General features: G+C 45.5%; 18 protein-coding genes. 14 read left to right on the top strand and 4 right to left on the bottom strand.

Annotated elements, in window-relative coordinates; genetic code table 11:
* Positions 1–13 precede the first annotated feature (13 nt).
* Positions 14–2,056: a polyphosphate kinase 1 gene (ppk1, locus tag NIAKO_RS05885; protein WP_041346399.1), complete on the top strand. Its 2,043-nt coding sequence runs from the start codon at positions 14–16 to the stop codon at positions 2,054–2,056.
* A 54-nt stretch (positions 2,057–2,110) separates the two neighbouring features.
* Here the strand turns inward: ppk1 and NIAKO_RS05880 are convergent, their stop codons facing one another.
* Positions 2,111–2,953, bottom strand: a complete 843-nt coding sequence (locus tag NIAKO_RS05880; protein ID WP_014217484.1) for a class I SAM-dependent methyltransferase — start codon at positions 2,951–2,953, stop codon at positions 2,111–2,113.
* A 420-nt stretch (positions 2,954–3,373) separates the two neighbouring features.
* Between NIAKO_RS05880 and NIAKO_RS05875 the strand changes: the two genes are divergently transcribed.
* The 10 genes from NIAKO_RS05875 (at position 3,374) to NIAKO_RS05830 (ending at position 13,928) form a co-directional block, all read left to right on the top strand.
* Positions 3,374–4,237 (top strand): class I SAM-dependent methyltransferase, encoded by an 864-nt coding sequence (locus NIAKO_RS05875; RefSeq protein ID WP_014217483.1) that lies wholly within the window; start codon positions 3,374–3,376, stop codon positions 4,235–4,237.
* Between the two features lie 159 nt (positions 4,238–4,396).
* Entirely contained in the window at positions 4,397–5,881 is a 1,485-nt protein-coding gene (miaB, locus tag NIAKO_RS05870; protein ID WP_014217481.1) for a tRNA (N6-isopentenyl adenosine(37)-C2)-methylthiotransferase MiaB, read from the top strand.
* A 337-nt stretch (positions 5,882–6,218) separates the two neighbouring features.
* Positions 6,219–7,463, top strand: coding sequence for a sigma-54 interaction domain-containing protein (locus tag NIAKO_RS05865; protein WP_014217480.1), 1,245 nt, complete (start codon positions 6,219–6,221; stop codon positions 7,461–7,463).
* Positions 7,447–8,076, top strand: a complete 630-nt coding sequence (lptE, locus tag NIAKO_RS05860) for an LPS assembly lipoprotein LptE (protein WP_014217479.1) — start codon at positions 7,447–7,449, stop codon at positions 8,074–8,076. Before NIAKO_RS05865 ends, lptE begins: the two co-directional genes overlap by 17 nt.
* Before the next feature lie 9 nt (positions 8,077–8,085).
* Positions 8,086–9,543: a hypothetical protein gene (locus NIAKO_RS36435; RefSeq protein WP_014217478.1), complete on the top strand. Its 1,458-nt coding sequence runs from the start codon at positions 8,086–8,088 to the stop codon at positions 9,541–9,543.
* 1 nt (position 9,544) lies between these two features.
* Positions 9,545–9,877 (top strand): preprotein translocase subunit SecG, encoded by a 333-nt coding sequence (gene secG / locus NIAKO_RS05850; RefSeq protein ID WP_014217477.1) that lies wholly within the window; start codon positions 9,545–9,547, stop codon positions 9,875–9,877.
* A gap of 224 nt (positions 9,878–10,101) precedes the next feature.
* Positions 10,102–11,157, top strand: coding sequence for an endolytic transglycosylase MltG (gene mltG / locus NIAKO_RS05845; RefSeq protein ID WP_014217476.1), 1,056 nt, complete (start codon positions 10,102–10,104; stop codon positions 11,155–11,157).
* A 7-nt stretch (positions 11,158–11,164) separates the two neighbouring features.
* Positions 11,165–12,142, top strand: coding sequence for a YihY/virulence factor BrkB family protein (locus NIAKO_RS05840; protein ID WP_014217475.1), 978 nt, complete (start codon positions 11,165–11,167; stop codon positions 12,140–12,142).
* A 235-nt stretch (positions 12,143–12,377) separates the two neighbouring features.
* Entirely contained in the window at positions 12,378–12,989 is a 612-nt protein-coding gene (locus tag NIAKO_RS05835) for a thioredoxin family protein (RefSeq protein ID WP_014217474.1), read from the top strand.
* Between the two features lie 315 nt (positions 12,990–13,304).
* Positions 13,305–13,928 (top strand): DUF4142 domain-containing protein, encoded by a 624-nt coding sequence (locus NIAKO_RS05830; RefSeq protein ID WP_014217473.1) that lies wholly within the window; start codon positions 13,305–13,307, stop codon positions 13,926–13,928.
* A 61-nt stretch (positions 13,929–13,989) separates the two neighbouring features.
* Here the strand turns inward: NIAKO_RS05830 and NIAKO_RS05825 are convergent, their stop codons facing one another.
* Entirely contained in the window at positions 13,990–14,478 is a 489-nt protein-coding gene (locus NIAKO_RS05825; protein ID WP_049815467.1) for a redoxin domain-containing protein, read from the bottom strand.
* Positions 14,479–14,515: 37 nt separating this feature from the next.
* Positions 14,516–15,154: a TrmH family RNA methyltransferase gene (locus NIAKO_RS05820; RefSeq protein WP_014217471.1), complete on the bottom strand. Its 639-nt coding sequence runs from the start codon at positions 15,152–15,154 to the stop codon at positions 14,516–14,518.
* 143 nt (positions 15,155–15,297) lie between these two features.
* Between NIAKO_RS05820 and NIAKO_RS05815 the strand changes: the two genes are divergently transcribed.
* Together NIAKO_RS05815 and NIAKO_RS05810 are read left to right on the top strand one after the other, a co-directional pair.
* The gene (locus NIAKO_RS05815) at positions 15,298–18,360 is read left to right on the top strand and encodes an AsmA family protein (protein WP_014217470.1); all 3,063 of its coding nucleotides are present in this window, start codon (positions 15,298–15,300) and stop codon (positions 18,358–18,360) included.
* 177 nt (positions 18,361–18,537) lie between these two features.
* On the top strand, positions 18,538–20,790 hold the full coding sequence (locus NIAKO_RS05810) for a sodium-translocating pyrophosphatase (protein ID WP_014217469.1): 2,253 nt from the start codon (positions 18,538–18,540) through the stop codon (positions 20,788–20,790).
* A 280-nt stretch (positions 20,791–21,070) separates the two neighbouring features.
* On the opposite strand, the gene NIAKO_RS05805 is transcribed toward NIAKO_RS05810, so the two are convergent.
* Positions 21,071–22,879 carry a BamA/TamA family outer membrane protein gene (locus NIAKO_RS05805; protein ID WP_133055313.1) on the bottom strand — a complete coding sequence of 603 codons (1,809 nt, stop codon included), beginning with the start codon at positions 22,877–22,879 and terminating at the stop codon, positions 21,071–21,073.
* Positions 22,880–23,052: 173 nt separating this feature from the next.
* On the opposite strand from NIAKO_RS05805, the gene NIAKO_RS05800 reads away from it, so the two are divergent.
* Positions 23,053–23,946: a sterol desaturase family protein gene (locus NIAKO_RS05800; protein WP_014217467.1), complete on the top strand. Its 894-nt coding sequence runs from the start codon at positions 23,053–23,055 to the stop codon at positions 23,944–23,946.
* The last annotated feature ends 38 nt before the right edge of the window (positions 23,947–23,984 follow it).

The following is a 23,984-nucleotide window of genomic DNA, read 5'->3' as shown; positions in this document are numbered from 1 at the left end:
TTAATAATCTTTTATGGAGATGAATATATTTAATGACCGTGACCTCAGCTGGCTCTCTTTTAACAAACGGGTGCTGGATGAAACCTTACTGGATGATCTCAAAATATACGATAAAATAAAATTCCTGGCCATCCATAGCAGCAACCTCGATGAATTTGCCCGCGTCCGGCTGGCAGCTTTGGAAAATGAGGCAGAGCAATCATCGCCCGAAGAACGGGAAATGCATTTAAAGGCGTTGTACGATGCACGCCAGGAAGTATACAACCAAAGCCTCGCCTCCAGGAAGATACTGGAACAGGTAGTGTTGCCCCAGTTACGTAGTCATAATATTAATCTCTATTACGGCGACTCCACTTACCTGCAGGAGCACTACGAAGAGATGATACATATCTTTATGTCGAAAGTATTATCGTACCTGCAACCGGTAACTATCACGTCACATACCAATGTATTCCTGGAAGACAGAATGCTTTACTTCCTGGTACATGTAAATGCAGGCAGAAGGCTGAACGATTTGAAAATTGTGCTGAACATTCCGGCGAACAGCCTGCCCAGGTTTTTCACCTTAAGTAAAGTGGATGATAAGCACTATATCGTGTACCTCGATGATATTATCAGGATAGGTGTACAATCGCTGTTCAAGAACTTTGAGTTCAAAGGCATCTATTCCATTAAAATAAACCGGAATGCCGATCTGCATGTTGACGATGATACCGAAGATGAAGCCGATTTTGTAGAAGTGTTACAACGAGGCCTTGATCTGCGTAAAACCGGCGCGCCTTCCCGCTTTCAATACGATGCTTCCATGCCGGAAACTTTAATTAAATTCTGCCACCAGCAGTTTCAGCTGGAAGAAGGTGAAATGTTGCCGGTGGGCCATTATTTAAGCAGCAGTGATTTCTTCCGGTTCCCTAACCCTAATGGAGGCAGTTTACAACAAGCAAACTGGACGCCATTAAAACACCCATCGTTATCACTATACGGCAATTATTTCAATGCTATTGCCAGCCAGGATTACCTGATCCATTTTCCATATCAATCTTACGATTATGTACTGGTGTTCTTCAATCTTGCAGTGCTGGACCAGGATGTAACGGAAATTATGGCCACCTTTTACCGGGTAGCGCAGGATTCGCATATTGTAAACGCCCTCATAAGCGCCGCCAAAAACGGCAAAAAGGTAAAGGCGTTTGTTGAATTAAAGGCCCGGTTCGATGAAGCCAATAACCTGCATTGGGCCAACGAGATGGCAAAGGCCGGTGTTGAAATTACCTATAGTATTCCGGGAATTAAAGTGCATGCAAAAGCCGCTTTAATAAAACGCCGGGAAAACGGAAAAGAAAAAAAGTACGCCTTCTTTGGCACCGGTAACTTCAATGAAAAAACGGCCGCTATTTATTCCGATATGGGTTTGTTCACTTCCAACCCCAACCTGTGTAACGAGCTGGAATCGATGTTTCAATATTTATACAAGCGGCAGCAGCCGGCGCCATTCAAACATTTGCTGGTAAGCCAGTTTGGAAGCCTGGAGAAATTTGTGCAGCTGATCGACAATGAAATTGCAGCCGCCAAACAGGGACAGCCTTCCGGCATTATCATTAAAGTAAATAACCTCGAAGAGGAAGAAGTAATTAATAAGTTGTACGAGGCATCGCGTGCAGGGGTTCCCATTAAATTGTGCGTGCGCAGTATTTGCCGTATTAAACCAGGCGTGCCCGGCCTAAGTGAAAATATTGAATTGATAAGGGTTGTAGGCAGATACCTGGAGCACAGCCGGGTGTTTATTTTTCATAACAAGGGGCAGCAGGATATTTACCTGGGTTCTGCCGACTGGATGAAACGTAACCTGAGAAGCCGCGTTGAAGTGGTGTTCCCGGTATATGATGAAGCTATAAAAAAGCAGGTGCTGGATTTTATTGCTATTCAATTTACGCCCGCCACAAAAACGCAATGGCTTTCTCCCAACCTGGAGCCAATGCCATGGGAAGAGGAAGTAAAACAGTATTGCCCGCAGCAGTCGTTTTATGATTATTTGAAGAACCAACAGAGTCAATAAATAAAAGAAGCCCGCTAAAAAAAGAGCGGGCTTCTTTTATTTATATAGAAAACATTATTTCACTGCCTTCACCAGCAAAAACGTAGCTGGTATAGAAGTAGTGTTTGCATTGCCGCTTCTGTTCTGGCTATTGAATAATGCTGACAGCTCGCGTTGCAGCTCATTGGCCTTGCCATTCTTTTCAGCAGCATCAAAAGCATTCATGGTAGGTCCATAATACATTCTGAATTTTTCGAGAAACGTGGTGGGAGAATACAAAGCGTAGAAAATAAACGTATCCCTTTCAAAAGAAATATTTTCAGGTGCAATGCCAGCCTGAACAAAACGCTCTTTCACCTGGTCTTCCAGGCCCCATAACATCGGGCTTACAAAACCCTCCGGTGGTGGTGGCGTATAAGCAGAACAGATCTTCAATATTTGTGCAACCAATGTAGGATCGTTAGGGATCCAGTTGCCCATTACAACCCTTCCGCCATTACGCACTACTCTAACCATTTCTTTTGCCACATCATTAGGTTTGGGCGCAAACATGGCACCGAAAAAGGTTTGTACCTGATCAAAACTTTCATCAGGTATTCCTTCCAGGTTGGAGGCATCGCCTTCCTGAACAGTAATGTTGGTAAGCCCTGCTTCCTCAATGCGTTTGTTGGCAGCGGCCACCAGGTTGCGGGCAATATCCACGCCTAATACTTTGGCGCCCAGCCGGGCAGCAGGAAGCGCAGTAGTTCCATCCCCACAGCCAAGGTCCAGTACATCCATCCCGGGCTTTACGTCCAGTTTGGCGATAAGAGCGGTGCCACTTTCGCGCATAGTATCGGCAATTTGGGTAAAATCGCCTTTCTCCCATAAAGCCTTGTTAGGATTCGTTGTTGGCTGCATGGTTGTTGATTCACTCATGAGTTTCGTTTTTGAAGTTAAGAATGAGTTGGTCTTCAAAGTGGTAGCATACAGGCAGATTAAATAAGGTAGGAGGTTTATGAAGGTACAAAGATTGGTTTATTGTTGAACGGTGATTCGCAAAATACCACAAACTGGTAGTGCCTTACTGTGAGTCATCAATATGATTATAATATAGCCTTTTGATCTTTCCAATATGTAACAGCAGTTCTAAAGACATAACTTTTTCCTTCTATGCCATAAGGATATTCCATCACAATTTCTTCCTGTTCTGTAAAACACGCACAAGCTAAAGGTATTATCTCAAATAGCAATCCATTTGGTTCCCCCCGCCCCCACTCTCCCGGAAATTGATTAAATTTATACAGGCAATAGTTACAGCAAAGTACAACCGTTTTATAAAGTAAACCTGTTGTTTGTATGGAACAAGATCCGCTCATTAATAACGTGTCAGACACAGCGCTTTGGATCGCTGCCTTCAGGGCATTGGAATCTGAGCGCCCTGATGCTGCCTTTAAAGATACACTGGCACGCAAGCTGGCCGGGGAAAAAGGTTTTCAGATAGTAGAAGCCACAGCCATCAAAAAATACATGGCTTTTGCTATGACCACCCGCACCACCGGTATAGATAAGCTCATCAATGAAGCCATTGAACGGGGTGTAGACACGGTTATAAATTTAGGCGCCGGCCTCGACACGCGGCCTTACCGCATGCCATTGCCGGTAAACCTGCACTGGATAGAAGTTGATTTTCCCCACATGATCGATTATAAAAATCAGCAGCTCGCCAACGACATTCCCGCCTGTCACCTGCAACGCATAGCACTGGACCTTAGCAACGATGCCGAACGCAAAGCCCTGTTTGCCCGGCTGGGCGCCGAAACCAAACGGGCCCTTGTTATTACCGAGGGCGTTGTAGGCTATTTAACCAACGAACAGGGCACGCAATTATCGAAAGACCTTTTTGCCACCCCAACCTTCCAGTACTGGATTATGGACTACAATAGTGGCTCACGCCGTCGCCGCCGGCACCGGGGCACCGGCGCGTTGAAAAAAATGCTCACCAAGGCGCCTCTCCAATTTAATGTAGATGACCCCATCGCTTTATTCACCAGCCATGGGTGGAAAGTACACGACAACATTCACATCCTTGACGAAGCCGACCGCATCGGCCGCAAAATGCCCACCTTTAAATTTCCCATCAACATGCTTTTCACCCTCTTCCCAAAAAAGGCCCGTGAAATAGGTAACAAAACCTATGGGTACATTCTATATGGGAAATAGGTCTGAACCGGGATTTCCCTCTCCCAAACATCCCATAAATCCCGGTACAGATAACCTTAAGAAACTCAACTTCTTAGTTTTAAACATCTTCTCCCCTGTCAACCTGTCATTGAAACCCTTTTTTGGCTATCTTTGCCATCCCAAAAAACTGAATTGTTGATGTTAGAGCGGATGAACCATACTATGCACGAAGAAACCAGGCAGGGAGAAGCCTATTCTCCCTTTGTAAATGACCCAGTTGCATATGTTAAAAAATTCTATATCGAAAGCTATGGCTGTGCAATGAACTTTGCCGATAGTGAGATCGTAGCTTCTATTCTGAACGAAAACGGATTTGGCGCTACCCGCAATTTCGAGGAAGCCGACCTTATTCTGATAAATACCTGCTCTATCCGTGAGAAGGCTGAACAAACTGTTCGCAAACGCCTGACCGAACTTCGCAAAGCGAAAAGGCACAATTCCGGCGCCCTCATTGGTGTACTGGGTTGTATGGCCGAACGCCTGAAAGAGAAATTACTGCAGGAAGAAAAGCTGGTTGATATGGTGGTGGGCCCCGATGCTTATCGTAGTCTGCCCGGACTTATCATGGAGGCCGGAACGGGCCAAAAAGCCGTGAACGTGCTGCTGAGCCGGGATGAAACCTATGCCGACATCGCCCCCGTGCGGCTCGACAGCAATGGTGTGTCGGGTTTTGTAAGCATCATGCGGGGTTGTAACAATATGTGCGCGTTCTGCGTGGTGCCTTTTACCCGGGGCCGCGAACGCAGCCGCGATCCGCATTCCATTATCAGGGAATGTACCGACCTGTTTAATCAAGGTTATAGAGAAGTGACCTTATTAGGTCAAAACGTGGATAGCTATTATTGGGTACCCGAAAATTCGAACGGTGCGCAAATAAACGGAGTGTCCGCCAACTCCCTCCCGACAAATCGGGAGGGCCGGGGGGAGGCTGCCGTAACCTTCGCCAACCTGCTCGAAATGGTGGCGCTGATAGATCCTTTATTACGTATTCGTTTTTCTACTTCGCACCCGAAAGATATTACCGACGATGTTCTGTTCACCATGGCGAAGTACGAGAACATCTGTAAATACATCCACCTGCCGGTACAAAGCGGTTCAACCCGTGTACTGCAATTGATGAACCGTACTTATACCCGCGAATGGTATATGGCCAAGGTTGATCGTATTATGGAAATAATGCCCGACTGTGGCATCAGCTCCGATATTATTACCGGCTTTTGTACTGAAACAGAAGAAGACCACCAGGATACGCTGAGCATTATGCGGCATAGTAAGTACGATATGAGCTATATGTTCTTTTACAGCGAGCGCCCGGGAACCCTGGCAGCCCGCCGCTACAAGGACGATGTGCCTGAAGACGTAAAGAAACGGCGGTTAGATGAAGTAGTAAAACTACAAAATGCAATGAGTCACGAAAGTAACCTGAGAGACCTGGGCAAAACGTTTAAAGTGCTCATTGAAGGAAACAGTAAACGCAGCGACCAGGACTGGATGGGACGTAGCAGCCAGAACAAAGTAATAGTGTTCCCCAAAGAACAATACCAACTGAACAAAGGCCAATACGTAATGGTTAAAGTAACTGACTGTACCGTTGCTACATTGATTGGAAAAATTGAACCCTAAAGACAGGACCTATTAACAGACAGGCATTCACCAAAAGAAAAAAGGAGAACAGGAACGGAAAGAAAAGAAAGATTAAAAAAATATTAGCGTGCCGCTTTTTACAGGAGCGCAGCATCTTTCATACCAGTTGAAAGGTATTAGTTTCAACCATCGCCTGATTGTAACGAATTGAAACTATCAGCCTGGCAAAAGTGCCAGGCAAGCCCTATACTACACAAGGGCGTTTATAAAAACAAAATACTTACAGGGCCTGGCCCTGATTAAAATAATCCGGATCGCCTTCATGCATAATTATCACTGATAACCGCTGAGGGTATCTGAAATAAATTAGTAGAAAGTGGATATTCAAAGTATCAAAAACAGGTTTGGCATTATCGGCAACTCGCCGGCATTGAACTTTGCCCTGCAGGTAGCTGCACAGGTAAGCAATACCGACCTGACCGTGCTGATAGCCGGGGAAAGCGGTGTAGGTAAAGAAAATTTTTCAGTGATCATTCATGCCTTATCAGCCCGCAAACACAACCCGTTCATTGCAGTAAACTGTGGCGCCATTCCCGAAGGCACCATCGATTCGGAATTGTTTGGCCACGAAAAAGGTTCCTTCACCGGCGCAGTTGATGCCCGCAAAGGTTATTTTGAAACAGTGAACGGTGGTACCATTTTCCTGGACGAAATCGGGGAAATGCCATTAGGTACGCAGGCCCGCCTGCTGCGGGTTTTGGAAACAGGCGAATTCATCCGGGTAGGTTCTTCCAAAGTGCAGAAAACCGATGTGCGGGTTATTGCCGCCTCCAATAAAGATTTGCTCACCTTCACGCAAAATGGTAAGTTCAGGGAAGATCTGTATTACCGGTTAAGCACGGTACCCATCAGGGTGCCATCGTTGCGCGACAGGCCCGAGGACATTCCGCTCCTGTTCAGACGGTTCAGTGTTGATTTTGCAGAGCGCTATAAAACCACGCCGGTGCAGCTGGATGATGAGGCCAAAGATGTGTTAATAAACTATCCCTGGCCCGGTAATGTGCGTGAATTGAAGAATATTGCAGAACAAATTTCCGTGCTGGCTTCCGATAAACTGGTTTCAGCCAATGAGTTAAAACGGTTCCTCCCCAACCGGGACATGAATCGTCTTCCGGTGCTGGCCAATGCGGGCAGCAACCCGGTTAGCAATGGGCATGAATTTGCCAACGAACGCGAAATTTTGTACAAGCTCTTTTTCGATATGAAGAAGGATGTAACCGAGTTGAAGAAGATGTTTGTAGATATTCTGCAGAACCCGGGTACCAGCGTGCAAAATCAGTCGTTATTAAATGAGCTGAAGTCAAAAGAGCTGTTGCCGGCGGCCTATGTGCAGCCTGTGGTTCAGGGCCCGGCCCAGCCGGTAATGATCCATCATGATAACGACGATATTCATCATCATGAAGAAGTGGATGAATCGCTGAACATCATGGACAAGGAAAAAGAACTGATAGAGAAAGCACTTAAAAAACATAAAGGCAAACGGAAAGACGCGGCCCTCGACCTGGGAATCAGTGAAAGAACGCTTTACCGTAAATTGAAAGAGTATGATATTAAAGAATGATAAAGCCAATAGTCGATTGACAATTGACAATAAGCAATCCCGCTTCGCGGCATTAATTTCTTTTTGCCGATTGCCAATTGCCGATTGCCGATTGATTTTTGCTTATTGCCTATTGCCTATTGTATTATTGACAACAGGCTGCTACAGCTTCAAAGACATTGGCTCTATTCCTCCTGAAGTAAAAACCTTCAGGGTAAACTATATTGAAAACAAGGCGCGGTACGTAAATCCGCAACTGAGCCCGCAGTTAACTGATAAACTGCGTCAGAAGATCACCAGCCAAACCCGGTTAACCGGCGTACAGGGCGATGATGCGCATTACGACATCAGTGGTACGGTAACGGGGTATAATGTTACTACCTCAGGGGTTTCAACAGGTCAGAATAGCAGTGGTACTACGCAGCAGCAAGCTTCTATTCAGCGGCTTACTGTTATTGTACATCTCAATTTCAGGAACAACCTGGACCCTACAAAGAATTTTGAAGCCGATGTTTCCCGTAACTTCGACTATGGCGCTACTCAGTCGCTAACGCAGGCTGAGGCTCAATTAAATGAAACCATCATCAAGAACATGGTGGATGAAATTTTCAACCGAATTTTTTCAAACTGGTAAGCTGGTTACATGCAATATCACATTCAAACACTGGTCAAACACCTTTTCGACAAAGACTCCTTTGAACAGGTGACTGAACAGGAACTGAAACAGTTCACAGACGATTACCCATATGCTGCGGTTGGACAATTCCTGTATGCCAAAAAGCTGAAGGACATTGGCTCCTATAATCATTATGAACAGGGAGAACAGGCTTCTCTTTATTTTCATAATGCATTATGGTTACGCTGGCAACTCGACCAGAAGGAAGATGCGCCCATTATTCCGGTAAAAGCCGAAGAAACTGCCCAGCAACCAGGGTTTAGAATTGTGGTACAGATGCCTAAAACAGGCCCTGCATTTAGTAACCCACCATCAGCGGTTGAACCGGAATTACCCGCGGAGGAACCTGTTGTACCAGCTGCATTGGCCGAAACGCCTGCAGAACCACCAGCTATAGAACCTGTTGCAGAGCAACCGGCAGTTGCTGCCACTGAAGAACCAGTTACAGAAGAACAGGAACAGGAAATAAGCCTGCAGGTGAATGAAGATGGCTCCCTGGTTGAAAAGGACGCCACCACCCCACCCGAAGCAGAAACAGCCTCGGCAGTAGCCATTGCCGAAACCAGTCAGCTGGCTGAAGAAAATCCGCCTGCAGAAATTGCCACCAATGCAGTTAGCATTACAGAAGAAGCATTGATTCCACCCACTCCTATTATTTCGGAGGAAATTGATAAAGAAGCCGATGACATTGTACCAGCAGTAGAAGTAACCGTCGCTGAACTGGAAACCATGCCCCAGGAAGATGATATTGTACCGGCCGTTGATGTTACAAAAGTAGAGATGGAAGTTACCGCCGTAGCAGATGACATTGTGCCCGCGATAGAAATAGCACCCGAGGAACTGGCCACCATTGCCCCGCCGGCGGTTGTGGAAACTACCCAGGCCCCGGCCGAAATAGCTATTGAAGAACAAGCAGTTGAAGAGCTTAATGAAATAATTCCTGCAGCAGAACCTGTAGCAGTTGCTGCAGAAGCCCCTGTTCAGCCTGTGGCAGCATCCGAGCAGCCGGCCGGCTTTACCGCCGCCACACAGGAAGGGAGAATGGCAGTTGATTTGGGTGAACCGGTCTTTGAATCGTACCACACCATCGACTATTTTGCGTCCCAGGGTATAAAGCTGTTACAGGAAGAACTGAAGGACAAGCTGGGTAAACAGCTGAAAAGCTTTACCGACTGGTTGCGGAGCATGAAACGGGTTGGTCCTGTTGAATCTACCTCCATAGACGACATTACCAACCAGAGCATTCAACGCATTGCTGAACATTCCATTGAGGAAAAAGAGGTATTGACCGAAGCCATGGCCGAAGTTTGGGCCAAACAGGGAAATCCCGGCAAGGCAATACGTGTATATGAGAAATTAAGTTTGCTTAATCCCGGCAAAAGTTCTTATTTTGCGCGTCGTATTGAACAATTAAAAGCACAGTGACATGATCATTTTGTTTCTGGTACTCATAATTATAGCTAGCGTGGCCATTGGGTTGTTTATCCTGATCCAGAACCCAAAAGGCGGTGGATTGGCCGGAAGCATTGCCGGTTTTAATACCCAATTCATGGGTGTAAAACAAACAACCGATGTACTGGAAAAAGGTACCTGGGTTATGGCTATTGCAATTGCCCTGTTATGTTTGGCTTCTTCTTTCTTTATCCCCCAGGGTAAAGTAACCAGAGCTGACTCCATCAATGCCCGTCCGGCTGCCGGAGCTACTGCCCCTGCCAGCGGATCACCTTTACAAAATACTGCCCCCGTACAAGGGAAATAAGATATTGTAAAAAATAGCTGAACCCTGTCTTTAATTTGGGCAGGGTTTTTTATTTTGTAGAAGCCCGGTGAGCGGTGAGTAGGTTCGCGACATTTGTAGATGTCTGAAAAACAGGGAACCCACTCACTACTCACCACCAACTACTCACTATTAGCATAGTTCTTGCACTCGCAGGATTGATAAGAATCAACAGCAACAGATGATAAAAAAATAATCTATATCCCATGTTCAGAAAACTGGTAACAAGCGTTCTGATTATTGTAGTGCTGGCAGGCGCCTTTGCAGGCTGGCAGTTCTTCACAGCCAATACCGCATTTCCTCAAAAATCGAAATACCTCTACGTATATACCGGTCATGCCACCTGGCCGGAAGTGCTGAAATCAGTTAAAGACAGCGACCTGGTAAAAAGCCCGGGCATGCTCGACCTGTTAGCTACCAGACTGGATGTTCCTGAAAAATTAAAGGCCGGCCGTTATGAAATAAAGAATGGCATGAGCCTGATGGATATTACCCGGCTTCTGCGCAACGGCACCCAGGCCCCGGTAAAACTGATTATTACCAAGCTGCGCACTAAAGAAAACCTGGCAGGGTTCCTGGGCCGCAAAATGGAACTGGATTCTATGGACGTGCTCAATTACCTTACCAATCCCGACACCCTGCAACAGTACGGGTTCGATAGCAATACGGTAATGGCCATGATCTATCCTAATACATATACCTACTTCTGGAATGCTTCCCTGAGTACCGTATTTGAAAAATTCTATGGCGAGTATAAAAAGGTTTGGACAGATGCCCGCCGCGACGAAGCCCGTAAACTGGGCCTCACTCCCATCCAGGCGTACACGCTGGCCTCTATTGTAGAAGAAGAAACCAATAGATTGTCGGAGAAAGATACCATTGCCAGTGTATACCTTAACCGGCTGAACAAGGGAATGCGCTTACAGGCCGATCCTACGGTTAAATTTGCCCTGAAAGACTTTACCTTAAGACGTATTTACGAAAAACATACCCAGGTAGAATCGCCTTATAATACGTACAGGAATATGGGTTTGCCGCCCGGCCCCATTTGTACTCCTTCGGTACAAACGCTCGACGCAGTTTTACAACCGGCACAAACAAATTATCTTTATTTTGTAGCTGCAAGTGATTTTTCAGGACATCATATCTTCACCTCAACATTTGGTGACCACGTAAAAGTGGCTAATGATTTCCGCAAGGCACAGGACGTAGAACAACAGAAAAGAGCAGCCAAAGACAGTTTGAAAAAGGCAATTTATTAAGACATAAATGAACGTAGAACGCGTTATATTAAACTCACCCCCTATTCGCTTTTTTGCAGAAAAAAGTAAAAAGATAATATTACCTGGTTTCGACGGGGTACCCCTGTTCGATGTAATAAAGTTTTTTAAAGAACAGATCCGCCGGGTGGGTTTAACGGAAAGGGCATCGGCCGTTTCGTATAACTTTATCATGTCTATTCCGCCCTCCTGCCTGTTCTTATTTACTTTAATACCACAATTGCCGTTTATACGCAAGGGGCAAATAAAACGGCAGCTGCACTCTATCATTCGCGACATTATTCCGGCCGATACGTATAACAAAGGGATCATCACCTTTGTAGACAGCTTTTTTAAAGAAGATCACATCGCATTGTTGTCGTTCGGTTTTGTGCTGTTGATCTTTTTTGCTTCCAATGGCATGATGGGCTTAATGCGTTCGTTCAATAAAAACTATATTGGTTTTGAAAAACGCACCGGGTTAAATACCCGCATGGTAGCCATCAAACTCACCGTAATCATTATGGGCTTAATATTAGCCTGCTTAATATTACTGATTGCGCAAAACGCGGTGTTGAAATGGTTAGGTATTCAAAACACCACCGTACTGCAATTAATTGGTATAGCAAGGTGGTTGTTTATAGTTACCCTCATCTTCTATGCCATTGCATTTATTTATAAATATGCACCGGCTATAAAAAAACGGTTCCGCCTGTTTTCACCAGGCGCCATCCTGGCCACGTTCTTAAGCATCCTTACCACTTTAAGCTTTTCCATTTTTGTAAACAACTTCGGCAAGTACAATGCCCTGTATGGATCAATAGGCACCATCATTGTACTGATGATTATAATTTATATTAATTCGCTCGTATTGCTCATTGGGTATGAATTGAATGTAAGCATTCACTCCATCAAGGCAATGGCCGATGAACGCGACAAACAACAGCATAATATAAATGAAGACCTCATTTTTCGCGACCGCGTATAACATTTGTTAATCGGCTCACATTACATTTAATCTGCATTTTTTAATAAAATTTTAAAGCAGCACCACAGAAATTACTAGGTAAAACCAGCATTTTTTAGTAAACTTTGCATAGCTGTTTGTCATAGAGATCTGCTACAATGAAAGCTCCGTAATAAAATTTTCATGAAGAACCTCCGTACCATGAAGATCTTATTGGTAATTCCCCCCTGTTAATAACATCATAAATAAATGTCTAATGAAAAAAGCAATATCCGGCTTATTGCTGCTATTGCCTGTAATGGTTTTGTTTGCATTTGCTATGAAAGACCCATTGCCATTAGGATCAGGCATACCCAAAGCAGACAATAAGTTAAAAGACATTTCCGGCAAAGAGGTGACATTAAAAAACGCTATGAAAGAGAACGGCTTGCTGGTAATGTTTAGTTGTAATACCTGCCCTGTGGTTATCAACAATCAGGCCCGTACCAGGGAAATCTGTCAATATGCAATACACAAAAGCATTGGTGTGGTTTTATTGAATGCTAATGAAGCTAACCGAAAAAGTTCTGAATCATTGACCGCCATGCAGGCTTATGCGAAAGAACAGGCCTACAATTGGTATTATGCCGAGGATAAGAATAATGAATTGGCCGATGCATTTGGAGCCTCCCGTACACCGGAATGTTTTCTGTTTGATAAAAATGGAAAGCTGGTATATCATGGCGCCATTGACGACAGTCCATCATCCGATGCTGCCAGTGTAACCCGCCATCATTTAAAAGAAGCGATGAATGAGGTGCTGTCCGGGAAGGAAGTATCGGTAAAACAATCAAGATCGGTTGGTTGTAGTATTAAGCGAATCTCTTAACACCAATAAGTCCCGTTTTTAAAATCTGTACATCCCCTGTCTCGGCTGAGGCGGGGGATTTATTTTAAGCTGAAAGTTAAACGCTGAACGCTGAAGGCCAGTTCGCGAAGGTTGTGATTAATCACTATCCTGCGCCGCCGGAAATCTTCTGCCTTCTGCCCTACTTCTTGTTGACATAAATCCCCAATCAACCTATATCATTCATAATATTACGATTATGCCAGCTACCCACAGGCAGGGCATAAAAAATGCTAAACATATATCAACTCTACTATTCCATGCCGCTACTTATAAAACACTAAAAAAATGTTCAGAATGAAAAAAACAATCTTTTATTCATTTGCCGTATGCGCTATGGTTTCTTTATTTGCCTGTGGTGGCCCCGCCTCAAATAATGGTAAAACAGCCGATTCAACCGGGATCAGTGAAGCACCACCCAATAACTCCGATGCCAATCGCGATGTTACCAACATGCCCGATTCATCAAAGATGGCAACTACTACGGTGGATGATAAAACCCACACATTTATGAATGATGCTGCCGTTGGCGGCATGACGGAAGTTGAAGCCAGCAAGCTGGCCGAACAAAAGGCTGTGAATCCCCGGGTAAAAATGTTTGCAGAAATGATGGTAAAGGATCATAGTGCCGCCGGTGAAGAGTTAAAAACAATTGCCCGTGGCAAGAATGTAAACTTACCTGCTGAACTGGGTGGTAAAAATCAGGATCATATAAATGACCTTACCAAAAAACAGGGTCATGACTTTGATAAAGCCTATATGAAAATGATGGAAAGCGACCATAAAGACGTGGTAGATATGTTTGAGAAATGCGCCAAGGACGGAACAGATCCTGATGTAAAAACATTTTGCTCACAAAAATTGCCAACGCTTAGAATGCACCTCGATTCTGCGAAAGCAATTAACAAGAGCCTGAAATAATAATTCCGGTTGATTAGTTGACCAGTTAACCTGTTAACAAGTTAACTGGTCAACTTTTTACTTATTTTTTCAGTCCTACCAAACGACCTACTTCGAGATCGATCTGTCTATCGGTCATAGGTCGGCCAAAGAATTTACGATAACCGGTTGCAGGATTTATATATACAGTCGATGGCAGCGTGCCATCCCATTTGGGGTCTATTTTCGGACAAAAATAATCGGCATTGGTTTCGTTGAGCCAGAAAAAAGTAGCCTCAAAATGCTTTTTATTTATCTGCCCGGCGATTTTGGTTGGATAGGATTTCGCAAAGTCGAGACTTACCAGCACCAGTTCTACTTTTTGCTCACTGTACTTTTTAACGCTCTCCATAAAGTAAGGTATTTCCTCGTTACAGGGCGCACACCAGGTAGCCCAGCAATTCAACACAATAGGGTGATCGCTGTTTTTGACATACTCTTCCACTTCGGTAACCTTTACCTTTTTAATGGTTTGCGTAAACCCAACTAATGCAGATAATATTAAACTGGCCGTAATGATTAAGTGTTTCATTGCCTTGTATTTCACTTCAACATTCAACATTGGACATTCAATATTCAATATTCCCTTTCTCATTCCTCTGTTCTTCATTCTTAATTTCCATTTCTTCTTCAACCCCCCACTTCTCCAGTAATTCATTCATTTGTTGTTCCGGCATGCGGCTTTTATCATAATGCCCGGCCAGTAACTTTTGCCGTTGCGCTTCATACAGGGTAACCGCGCAGGCAACAGAAATATTCAGCGATTTAATAATGCCTACCTGCGGAATAATAAAATTACCATCGGCCATGGCCCTGATCTCATCGCTTACACCGGAGTGCTCGTTGCCAAATACGAGGGCAATACGGCCGGTAAAATCAATATCGTACAAATTAACCGCATCACTGCTAAGATGGGTGGTTAAAATACGGTCATATTTCTGACGCAAAGCGGCAAAACAGGCTTCTGCATCGGTAAACTGGTAAATACTCAGCCATTTGGCGGCACTGCTGCTGCTTCTGGCGCCCCATTTTTTATGCCGGGGAATTTTGTTGTTCAACACATACACTTCCTGTATCCCTACCGCATCACAGGTACGCATTACCGCAGAAATATTATGCGGATCAGACACATTTTCCAGCACTACCGTTAAATCACTTTGCCGCTTTTTTAATACCGCCATCAGGCGGTCATGTCTTTCAGGGGTCATATTTTTAATTTGTTACACGTTTCAGGTTTCATGGGTCCGGCAGCCTGTACCTGGCATTTATCCAAGCCATGTGCCTGGTTTCTTGTATCTTGCTTCTTTTTACTTTACCTTCACACACCCGATTGAAAGTAAACCAATTACCTATGCTCAAAAAAATCCTGAAGATCACCGGAATATCCCTTGGCGTTTTATTGGTGATCCTGTTTGTGGCCCCTTTTATTTTCAAAGGCAAGATCATTGCCATTGCTAAAGAACAGATCAACAAGAACATCAACGCCCAGGTTGATTTTAAAGACCTCAGCCTCTCCTTTTTTCGTCATTTTCCCCGGGTTTCTGTAGCGCTCGAAGACCTACAGGTAGTTGGCACAGATATATTTGCCAAAGATACCCTTATCAGTGCCAAAGAAATCGATGTTGCTGTGAACCTTTTCAGCGTAATTGGCGGCAAGAATATGAAAATTTATTCGGTTAATATCGATGAACCGCGTATTCATGCCCTTGTTACCAAGGAAGGCAAGGCCAACTGGGACATCACCAAACCCGATACGGCCACTGCCCCTACGGCAACCGCTGATACGGCCGCTTCGCCTTTTGAAATGAACCTGCAGCATTATGCCATCAACAATGCGTACGTAAAATACGACGACGCTACCACGGGCATGAGCACCGAGCTGGTGAATTTAACCCACGAAGGCAGCGGTGATTTCACTTCAGACCTGTTTACGCTGAAAACCAACACCAATGCCGACGCCGTAACATTTATCTACGGCGGCATTCCCTACCTCAACAATACCAAAACCGGCATTGACCTGGATATTGTGGTAGATACCAAAAACAGCAAATACTCCTGGAAGACGGAAGAAATAGCCCTGAACGGGTTAAAACTCGCAACAGACGGTTTTTTCCAGTTGGTGAATGACAGCACCTACAACATGGACATCAATTTTAAAGCACCCTCAACCGACTTTAAAAGCATTTTGTCCCTGATCCCTGCTGTATATGCCCAGGATTTTGAAAAAATAAAAACAAGCGGTAAAGCGCTGTTCAGTGGTTTTATAAAAGGCACCTACGGCGGCGCCAAAATACCCGCATACAATGTCAATCTCGAAATCCAGGACGGGTTCTTCCAGTATCCCGATCTGCCCAAACCGGTTCAGCACATCAACCTGGTGTTAAAAGTGAACAACCCGGATGGCGTAACCGATAATGCAGTGGTTGACATTCCAAAAGCGCATATTGAATTTGGCGCCGATCCTTTCGATTTTCACGTGCTGTTTCAAAAGCCCATGACCGCCCAGTACATCGATGCAGCCGCCAAAGGCAAGCTGGACCTGGCCACCATTACCCAGTTTGTAAAGCTGCCCGGCACCAAACTGGCGGGTAACCTGGATGCAGATGTGCAGGCAAAAGGCAGCCTGGCGGTTGTACAAAAACAACAACCCGGCGATTTTACTGCCAAGGGTTATATCGACATCAGCAAACTGTATTATTCATCAAAAGACTTCCCGGCCCCTATACAAAATACCAGCGCAAGAATAAACTTTGAAAGCCCCGATGCGCTGGCAGACCATGCAGTGATAACCATCCCTGCTGCGCATATTGAAATAGGCAAAGATGTGGTTGACCTGAACCTGTTATTGAAAACACTGGCCTCAGACCCTTTTTTTGACGGAACCGCCAAAGGTACATTCAACCTGGCCAACATAGCCCAGTTTTATAAATTTGAACCAGGCACCTCACTGGCCGGTAACCTCAATGCCAATATATCGGTAAAAGGAAAGAAATCATCTATCGATAAAAGTCAGTACGATGCCATTCAAACAGCCGGCAACATACAGGTTACTAACGTTAGCTATAAGTCGAAAGATTATCCCGATGGCGTTAACCTGAAAAATACCCAGCTCACCTTCAACCCTAAAAACGTTACGGTGAACGATGTAACCGGTAATTTCCAGGGCACCAACTTCAATGCCAATGGTTACTTCGATAACCTGATAGGGTATGCATTAAAAAACGAAACCCTGGCTGGTACCTTGAACGTATCTGCAGACAAAGTGGACCTTAACAAATTAATGGGCACTACCAGCGCCACCGCAACGCCTGCCCCTGCAGCAAAAGATACGGCCACCAAAGCCGGCGCACCTGCCCCGGCAAGCGAACCATTTGCGGTTCCCAAAAACCTGAACCTTACGCTCAATGCAAAGGCAGGCGATGTTAAATACGACAAGGTGGATTATAAAAATATTGTAGGTACACTCGCGGTGAAGGATGAGACCGTTAGCATGAAAGATGTAAAAATGGAAGCCCTCGACGGCACCATTGCACTGGGCGGCTCCTACTCTACCAAAGCAAGCAAGAAGAAACCCGATATTTCGCTTAACTATGACATTCAGAACCTGGATATTCAGAAAACATTCATGGCGTATAATACGGTGCAGAAACTGATGCCCATTGGCCAGTTCATTGCCGGTAAATTAACCTCAAAGCTTACCCTCAACGGCAAGCTGGGCGAAACCATGATGCCCGATCTGAGCACACTCACCGGCAGCGGCTCCATGCTGTTGTTACAGGGTGTGCTGAACAAATTTGCGCCGTTGGATAAACTGGCCGGCGCACTCAATATCTCGGCCCTGAAAGAAATTTCATTGAAAGACGTAAAAAGCTATTTTGATGTGGCCGATGGCAAAGTGTTTGTAAAACCTTTCAATGTAAAAGTGCAGGACATGGATATGGAAATTGGCGGTAAGCACGGGCTTGACCAATCGATCGATTATGTGATAAACATGAAAGTGCCGCGCGAAAAGCTGGGCAGCCAGGCCAATGCCCTCGTGAACAACCTGGTTTCACAGGCCAACAGTAAAGGCGTTCCCGTTAAGGTGAGCGATGTAGTAAACTTTAAGGTGAACCTTGGTGGTAGTATTACCAACCCAACCATAAAAACCGATCTCGCCGGTTCGGGCAACTCCCTGGCCGATGATATGAAGGACCAGGCGAAAGAGCTGGTAGAAGCTAAAAAAGCCGCTGCAAAAGACACCCTGGCATCGGTAAAAACCCAGGCGGTACAGGCCGGTAAAGATTACCTGACCAGCGTACTGTCCGGACGTAAAGACAGCACAGGTACCAAGGACAGTGCGGTTAAAAGCAATAAACAACAGCTGGAAGAAAAGGGCAAAGGGCTGCTGAAAGGACTGTTTAAGAAGAATTAGCTAATATGCTAATGGGCTAATGGGCTAATGAAATACGAATATAATACAGGAGGCGGCATCATTTTGATGCCGCCTCCTGTATTATTAGTACATTGGCAAATTAGCCCATTAGCCTATTGACTGTATTTCCTTATATTTGTTCACCTTATAAAAATCTAGCGATTAAGAATCAAAACTATGGACAAACTGTTCTACTTAGCGCCCGCCATGGGCATTCTGGGCTTGCTGTACACTCTCTTAAAATTCAAATGGGTTTCTAAACAAGACGCGGGTACCGACCGCATGAAAGAGATCAGCACATACATAGCACAAGGTGCGATGGCCTTTTTACGTGCCGAATGGAAAATTCTCGGCTATTTCGTTGTTATTGTTGCGATTTTGCTGGGAGTAATGGCCAGCGCCAATCCGGACTCACACTGGTCAATAGCCATTGCGTTCATTTTTGGCGCCATCCTCAGTGCAACAGCCGGTTATATAGGTATGCGGGTGGCCACCAAGGCCAATGTGCGTACCGCCAATGCAGCCCGTACCAGCTTGAGCAAAGCCCTGGCGGTATCATTTACCGGCGGTTCTGTAATGGGTATGGGTGTGGCGGGTTTGGCTGTTTTAGGCTTAAGCAGTTTGTTCCTCATCCTTAAAATGATTTTTGCACCCAATGCAGGGGTAGACTCTCCGGAAATGATGCGGACCATTGAAGTGCTTACCGGCTTTTCATTAGGCGCCGAATCAATTGCCCTGTTTGCCCGTGTGGGGGGTGGTATTTATACCAAAGCTGCCGACGTAGGCGCTGACCTGGTGGGTAAAGTGGAAGCCGGCATCCCCGAAGATGATCCGCGCAACCCGGCCACCATTGCCGATAACGTGGGTGATAACGTAGGCGACGTGGCTGGTATGGGCGCCGACCTGTTCGGCTCTTATGTAGCTACGGTACTGGCTACCATGGTACTGGGCCGCGAAGCGGTTGTTAACGACCAGTTCGGTGGTATGTCACTGATATTGCTGCCCATGATGATTGCAGGCGTAGGCATCTTATTTTCTATCATAGGAACCTTCTTTGTACGCATCAGCGAATCGGCCGGTGTTAATACCAGCACGGTACAAAAAGCGCTGAATATGGGTAACTGGGGTTCCATTGTGCTTACAGCAATTGCCTGTGTTGGTCTGGTATTCTGGATCCTGCCTACCGGGGAATTTCACCTGATCCGTGACATGGCCAATGGTACGTTGATAACAGGCAGCAAAACCTTTACCCGTGAAGGCATTCTCGGCGCTATTGTCGTAGGGCTTGTAGTGGGAACATTAATGAGCATCATCACCGAGTATTATACCGCAATGGGTAAACGTCCGGTAATGAGCATCATCCGCCAATCGGCTACCGGCCACGCTACCAACGTTATTGGTGGTTTGGCAGTAGGTATGGAAAGTACCTTGTTGCCAATTCTGGTGCTGGCCGGTGGTATCTGGGGTTCTTACCAATGTGCAGGTTTGTACGGTGTAGGTATTGCCGCAGCCGGGATGATGGCCACTACTGCCATGCAGTTAGCCATCGACGCCTTTGGACCAATTGCCGATAACGCCGGTGGTATTGCTGAAATGAGCGAGTTGCCCAAAGAGGTGCGTGAAAAAACCGATGTACTGGATGCAGTAGGAAACACAACCGCTGCTACCGGTAAAGGTTTTGCGATCGCATCCGCTGCGTTGACCGCACTAGCCCTGTTTGCAGCATTTGTAGGTGTAGCAAAAATTCCCGGTATCAATATTTATAAAGCCGATGTACTGGCTGCGCTGTTTGTAGGTGGGATGATCCCCTTCATCTTCTCCTCACTGGCTATCCGTGCAGTAGGTGAAGCTGCAATGGCCATGGTGGAAGAAGTGCGCCGTCAGTTCCGCACCATTCCTGGTATCATGGAAGGAAAAGGCAAACCCGAATATGATAAATGCGTGGCGATTTCAACCAACGCATCTATCAAAAAAATGATCATGCCTGGTCTTATTGCCATTGCTTCTCCCCTCATCATTGGTTTCCTGTTAGGCCCTGAAGCATTAGGTGGTTTTCTGGCTGGCGCTACCGTTAGTGGCGTATTGATGGGTATGTTCCAGAACAACGCCGGTGGCGCCTGGGATAATGCCAAGAAGTCTTTTGAAAAAGGTGTTGAGATCAATGGCCAGATTTATTACAAAAAGAGTGAGCCCCATAAAGCATCTGTAACCGGTGATACTGTAGGTGATCCGTTTAAAGATACTTCAGGTCCATCTATGAATATCCTCATCAAACTGATGTCGATTGTATCACTGGTAATTGCACCTACCCTGGCTCAAATACATAGTAACGGTAATACGCAGACTGTTCACACAGAAAAGAAAACTGTAATACCTGCACCTAACCGTGATCTGACAAATACTTATACAGTAGAAAAAAAGTTCAATTAAGAAATTAAAAAAAAATCTTAAAATATTCAAACAACGACATTATCTTTACGGTAACAACTTAAGGCACTATATCATACCAAATACCAACGACCCCATGTTTCTACATCGGGGTCCCTTTTTTTTATATACCCTTCCCTTGTTATTGCTACAAGAATACCCTTATAAAACAGTCTTCCATAGCCGGTTTACAGCACATTAGTCAATCACTAAAGGCAAAATCTACATACTAACCCTTACACTGGATTTCATTATCGAATTATAGGATTGGCTAATTATCACATTACTTTACCAACGCAAACCACGGAGCTTGTACAAACGAACCCGTAGCTTTTACACGGAGGTTACTGCGCACCGTAACAGTAAAATTATTTACGCCGTACAGGGTATGCGGGAACCAGGTGAAGCGGGCCTCGATGGTGCCGAAGATCAGGTTTTCGTTACGGGTTCTTACTCCACCACCCAGCGAGGGAAAAAGGCCACCCCGCCAGATACCCAGTACCGGCGGTTCCATTAACGTGCCCCGGGCAAAGGCCAGAAATCCGATCTTGAAACCCAGGATACTCCATCGTGTATATAAAGTAGTTTCCGTACCTAGCGAAAGACGCTGCCGGGCCCGGATGCTATCGGTACTGAATTCATCTAACCCATATTCGTTGTTGATGTGCAGTGATTCGTATACATGTTGATTGTAAATGCCGGCATAACTGATGTTGGCATACTGCCTGATCTTGAATTTTGTAAAATCCATTAACCGGCTGTACCACGAAATATTCAGCAGGGTGCTGTTATCCTGCCATTCCCTTTTATAGAAATTAGTGCCCAACGACAGGGTATAATTCCAGTAATTATCGTGGCTGTCTACCAGCCAGTGATCAAACTCAAACCCTGCATACACCCGCTTCAGGCTGTCAACCTGCACCGCGCCAAGTGTAACCTTGCGCTGCATACCCACCGGTAAGTCTTCTGTTCGCCCGAAACCAAAAATATAATTGGTACGATAGAAGTCGATCTTATACCAGGTGAACTGCCCCAGTACATATTTCTTATTGGTATAGCGAGGATCAAAAGTATCCAGTTTTGGAAACTGATCGAAGTGCTGATCGAAGTAGCGCATGGATACAAACCGGCGGCTGCGGTCATCACTGCCTTTTCGCTTTTGTTTGTTTACACCAATATTGTAACCCAGCCATACATCACCTAACTGGTATTTATAATCGTAGAACAACGCGGCCGGTTTTCCAAATACATTGGTGGCCAGGTTATGACTGATCTGCAACCCACCTGCAAAACGGGCATTAGGGGTATACAGGGGCCTGTCGAGATTGAGGAAATACGCCGTTTCATTTTCAGTGGCCAACCCGCCCTGGTTAATAGTGGAGTACCCCGCTTCCAGATTAATAAAAGAACCAGCAACACTGGTTTTCCGGTACCTGATCTCAGACCCTGTTATCGGGGTGCGGTTCTTATCATATAAAATAGAATACTGTAACCGTTGCGCCATCCCCATGAAGTTGGCGTCATAAATGGAAGCCTTCACATTATTTACACCCGAGGCACTTACTTCAGCACCCCAGCTAAATACATCGCGCAAACGAACATACAGGTCAACAGAATCGGGATACTCTGTGGGGCGCACCACAATCCGGGCATCTTTTATAAAATTCTGGTCACGCAAAAAACGTTCATTATCCGCCAGCCGGTAGGGGTCGAGAATTTGTCCCTTTTTTACAAACAACATATCCCTGATCATCCAATCCTTTGTATTCGCCTGCAGCCGGTCGGCCACCCGGGTTAAGGTGCTAAGAATGCTTTTAGACGTATCATATACGTTTTCACTAAATGATAAGTTCACGATATAGATACGGCGGATGGCCTTGCCGGCATAAAGTTTAAAGCTGGCTTCACTCTTTTGCATAAAGGAGGAATCCTGCCGCGGCGGCTCTACATGCACAAAGCTTTTATATACATCACGCGTCAGGTGGCCCAGCCTGGTTTTCTTCTTCGTCTTCGTACTATCCTGGCCATGTACGGCCATACATAGTATGAAAACCCCAAAAGAACATAATATGTAGCGGAGCACTGTGCGCATAATTCATATTGGTTGGCCAGGGCATGGCCGTGACAACTAGCTGTTTATAAGTTCTTGCTATTTAAATACATCAATTATACCATACTACGTATTGTAATATAGACCGGTTGGTCAAAACCGATGTAGAAAAAAATCTACTTTTGTGTTAAATCGGTCAGTAAAACAGCTTGCATATGGCGCCTGAGATCCTATACTTTGCAATACCATGTTTTGTGGTATTGCTACTGCTTGAAGCATGGTATTCCTGGAAGGAACATAAGGATCTCTACGAGGTCCGGGATACATTCAGCAGTCTGGCGATGGGAATCGGCAATGTAATATCAGGCTTTTTATCAAAACTAATCGTATTCGGTGCTTTCACCCTCGTATATAAATTCAGATTATTTACCCTGCCCTTTACCTGGTGGATGTGGGTGCTCGCTTTTTTCGCCGACGACTTCTCCTATTACTGGTTCCATTATTTTTCCCATAATATTCGCTGGTTCTGGGCCTCGCACGTAGTGCATCATTCCTCCCAACGGTACAACCTGTCAACCGCCCTGCGCCAAACCTGGACGGGCAACCTTACCGGCGGTTTTATTTTCTGGATGTGGATGCCCCTGCTGGGGTTCCATCCCATAGTGGTGATGCTGATGCAACAGATCAGTTTGATCTACCAGTTCTGGATCCATACCGAAGCGGTGCATCTGCTGCCCCGCCCCATCGAATTTATTTTCAATACACCTTCACATCACCGCGTGCATCATGGCAGTAACCTCAAGTACCTCGATAAAAATCACGGCGGGGTTCTCATCATCTGGGACCGGTTGTTTGGCACTTTTAAACCCGAAGAAGAACGACCTACCTACGGTCTCACAAAAAATATTGACACCTATAACCCGGCACGCATTGCTTTTAAAGAATGGGGCGAACTATTCAGCAGCGCCTGGCGCTCCCACTCCATTCGCCACTGGTGGAATTACCTGTACCGCCCGCCGGGCTGGAGTCATGATGGGAGTGGAAAAACCGTAAGGGAAATGAGAAAAGAAGAATTAGAAATGAGGAATGAGAAAGGGGAAAGCCTTTGAATATTGAATGTTGAATATTGAATGTTGAAGTAAAAGCG

Origin of the sequence: Niastella koreensis GR20-10 (assembly GCF_000246855.1) — a bacterium.
GTDB lineage: Bacteria > Bacteroidota > Bacteroidia > Chitinophagales > Chitinophagaceae > Niastella > Niastella koreensis.
This window is presented reverse-complemented; position numbering and strand designations above follow the sequence as displayed.